Origin of the sequence: Microbacterium sp. ISL-103 (assembly GCF_018613995.1) — a bacterium.
GTDB lineage: Bacteria > Actinomycetota > Actinomycetes > Actinomycetales > Microbacteriaceae > Microbacterium.
This window is the reverse complement of the sequence record NZ_JAGGPD010000432.1, coordinates 1-3,331: the sequence shown is the minus strand read 5'-3', so window position 1 is coordinate 3,331 and position 3,331 is coordinate 1. Positions and strand designations below refer to the sequence as shown.

Genomic DNA, 3,331 nt, shown 5'->3' with positions numbered 1-3,331 from the left:
CGATATCGACGCGGAGCTTCTCTGGGAGCGGTCTCGTCCCCCCAGGGACCTTCGTCACAGTCGTGAAGTCGCGACTCAGACGTCGGCGACCTTGCGGCCCTTGTACTCGAGGAACAGCTCGGTGCCCTGCGAGTCGGTGACGACCTTCGCCTGGTGAGGACGGCTGTAGACGACCTGGCCGTTCTCGACCGTCTTGACGAGCGCGATGGGCGCCGCCTTCCACTGCGCGCGGCGCGAGCGGGTGTTCGAACGGGATACCTTGCGCTTCGGGGGGTTACCAGCCATGACTAGCTCTCTTCTTTCTCGGCGACACGAGATTCTTCCGTGCCGTCTTGGTCTGTGATGTTCTGGAGCGCACTCCATCGAGGATCGATGGGAGCGGCCTGCTCCGTTCCGGTGCTCTCGGTCAGCCTCTCGCCCGTTTCCGGGTCGAGACCCGGGCAATCCGGCTGACACACCGGCTGAAAAGGAAGTGCCAGTACGGCAGCATCCCTGACCAGAGTTTCAAGATCCACGTGGTCGTCTTGAACCTCGAAGTCAGTTTCTTCCTCACCAGGATACGCGAAAAGCTCCTGGAACTCGACTTCGACGGGCCGAGTGATGTCGATGAGGCAGCGACCGCACACGCCGGAGTACTCCGCATCGACGATTCCCGAGACCAGGATGCCCTCGTGGACGGACTCCAGACGGACGTCCAGATCGAGTTCGGAACCGGTCTCGTACGACACGATCCCCTCGCCCCAGGCATCCTTCAGGGTCACGGAGAACTCATGTTCGCGCATCTCTCCCGGCTTGCGGGCGATGTCGCGGACGGGGAGGACGAAGGGACCATTCATTCGGGAACGCACCCAGCAATGGTACCGGCTACACGCAGCGGGAGGCTGGCTCCGGGCTGAGCGCGTGGTGATTCAGCCGCGCCGCCTCAGATGCCGCGAGACCCCGTGTCGAGGAACGCTGCGACCGCTCTCGGGACGAAGGGCGAGACATCGCCTCCGAGGCCGGCGACCTGTCGGACGAGAGAGCTCGACACGAGCGCATGCGCGGGGTCGGGCAGCAGGAAGACCGTCTCGATGTCGGCGAGGTGCCTGTTGACGATCGCCATCGGCGACTCGTNNCTGCGACCGGATGCCCTTGACCAGCACACCGGCCCCGACGTCCCGCGCGTAGTCGACCAGAAGCCCCATGCTCCAGGAACCGACGATGACGTTGCCGTCCATGCCCTCTTCGTCGATCGACTGCTCGATGAGCGACATCCGGGCCGCGATCGGCAGCATCGCCTCTTTACCGGGGTTGTGCACGACGAGCACATGCAGCTCGTCGTACAGCTTGGCTGCTCGACGGATGACATCGAGGTGGCCCAGGGTCGGCGGGTCGAAGGAACCCGGGACGACGGCGATCCGGCTGCTCATGCCCCCAGCCTAGGGCACGCCGCACTCGGGTCAGTTCTTGGCCAGGGCGGCGCGATCATCGTCGCTCACCCGACGCTCGATGGCCGATCTGAGGCCCGGGTTCGCGTCGAGACCGGGGTCTGCCGCGAGAATCGCCTCGGCGAGCTCACGCGCCCTCACGATCAGTCCCGAGTCCTTGACCACGCGCAGCAGCTTCAACGACGATCGCACGCCCGCCTGCGCCGCGCCCAGCACGTCACCCTCGCCTCGCAGCTCGAGATCGACCTCGGCCAGGGCGAAACCGTCGAGTGTCGCCGCGACCGCGTCGACCCGTTCGCGCGCCACCGAGCCGGCCTCCGTCTCGGTCACGAGCAGGCACAGGCCCGGCACACCGCCTCGGCCCACGCGTCCCCGCAGCTGATGCAACTGGGAGACGCCGAAACGATCCGCGTCGAGAACGATCATGGTCGACGCGTTGGGCACATCGACGCCCACCTCGATGACGGTCGTCGCGAGCAGCAGATCGATCTCACCCCGGGAGAAGGCCTGCATGACCGCATCCTTCTCGTCAGACGGCATGCGGCCGTGGAGCACGGCTCGACGAAGGCCCCCGAGCTTCGGATGAGTCGCCAGCGCCTCATCGAGCTGCACCACTCCCCACCGCGGACCGGATGCGCCCTCTGGCTGCAGCAGCGCAGGCTCACCCGCTTCGCCCGCGTCTGCGGTCTTCTTGGTGGTGTCGATCGCGGCGCACACCGCGAACACCTGCCGACCCTGTGCGATCTCCTCGGCGGCTCGCTCCCACACGCGGTTGAACCAGCCGGGGTGCTCGGCCAGCGGCGCGACGAAGGACTCGATTCCTGCGCGACCCTTCGGCATCGTGCGGATCACCGAGGTGTCGAGGTCTCCGAAGACGGTCATGGCCACCGTGCGAGGGATCGGCGTGGCGGTGAGCACGAGGGCGTGGGGGCTCGACCCCTTGGCGCGGAGAGCCTCACGCTGCTCGACTCCGAACCGGTGCTGCTCATCGACCACGACGAGCCCGAGGTCGGCGAAGGTGGTCTTCTCTCCGAGGAGTGCGTGCGTGCCGACGACGATCAGCGCCTGTCCCGAGGCGACGCGGAGCGCTGCCTTGCGACGCGCAGCCGCCGGCATCTGCCCGGTGAGCAGCGTGGGCATCACGAGCGGAGCCAGCTGCGGCCCGAGCATCTTCGAGATCGACCGCAGGTGCTGACCCGCCAGAACCTCCGTCGGGGCGATGAGCGCTGCCTGCCCCCCGGACTCCGCGACCTGGAGCATCGCACGCAGGGCGACGAGGGTCTTGCCCGAGCCGACCTCTCCCTGGACGAGCCGGTTCATCGGCCAGGAGCCCACGAGGTCTTTCGCGACCTGCTCCCCGACGGTCTGCTGATCGGGGGTGAGATCGTAGGGCAGGGATGCGTCGAAGCGTTCGAGCAGTCCCTGGGGCTTCGCCGGGCGGGCGGTCGCCGCGAGAGCGCGCACCGCGTCGCGCTGCTGCAGCAGCGCGGTCTGCAGCGTCAGAGCCTCATGCATGCGCAGAGTGCGGACCGCAGGGTCGATGTCGTTGCGGGTCTTCGGCCGATGGATCTGCTCCAGGGCCTCGCGCGCCGTCAGCAGGTCTTCTGCGGATCGCACCTCCGCTGGGAGGGGTTCCGGAACCTCCGCGAGGCCATCGAGCGCCCGCGTGATGAACTTGGCGATCTGCCAGGTCTGCAGAGTCGATGTCGCCGGATATATCGGGATGAGGACGGCGGCTCGGGCATCGGCCCGGCGTCGCGCTGCATCCTCGTCGTCGAACAGCTCGTACTCCGGGTGCGCGAACTGCGTCATGCCGTTGAACTCGCCGACCTTGCCGGAGAACACGCCGCGGCGTCCGACCGCGCGGTCTTCCGCGCGCCACTTGGCCGCCCCGAGATTCTTCG

3 protein-coding genes and 1 pseudogene are annotated in these 3,331 nt (G+C 67.5%); all 4 read right to left on the bottom strand.

Features of this window, described 5'->3' with window-relative positions; genetic code table 11:
- Positions 1-75: 75 nt before the first annotated feature.
- Complete coding sequence (gene rpmF / locus J7E68_RS15150; protein WP_215173959.1) at positions 76-285, bottom strand: 50S ribosomal protein L32; 210 nt, start codon at positions 283-285, stop codon at positions 76-78.
- A gap of 2 nt (positions 286-287) precedes the next feature.
- Positions 288-836, bottom strand: a complete 549-nt coding sequence (locus J7E68_RS15145; RefSeq protein ID WP_215173961.1) for a DUF177 domain-containing protein — start codon at positions 834-836, stop codon at positions 288-290.
- 86 nt (positions 837-922) lie between these two features.
- Positions 923-1,409 (bottom strand): annotated as a pseudogene (gene coaD / locus J7E68_RS15140) (pantetheine-phosphate adenylyltransferase).
- 30 nt (positions 1,410-1,439) lie between these two features.
- Positions 1,440-3,331 (bottom strand): ATP-dependent DNA helicase RecG (locus J7E68_RS15135; protein ID WP_215173957.1); only part of this gene is annotated, 1,892 nt, incomplete at its 5' end.

Bases quoted from the DNA above. Each gene is read 5' to 3' on its own strand.
- rpmF (WP_215173959.1), bottom strand. From the start codon at position 285: ATGGCTGGTAACCCCCCGAAGCGCAAGGTATCCCGTTCGAACACCCGC.
- J7E68_RS15145 (WP_215173961.1), bottom strand. From the start codon at position 836: ATGAATGGTCCCTTCGTCCTCCCCGTCCGCGACATCGCCCGCAAGCCG.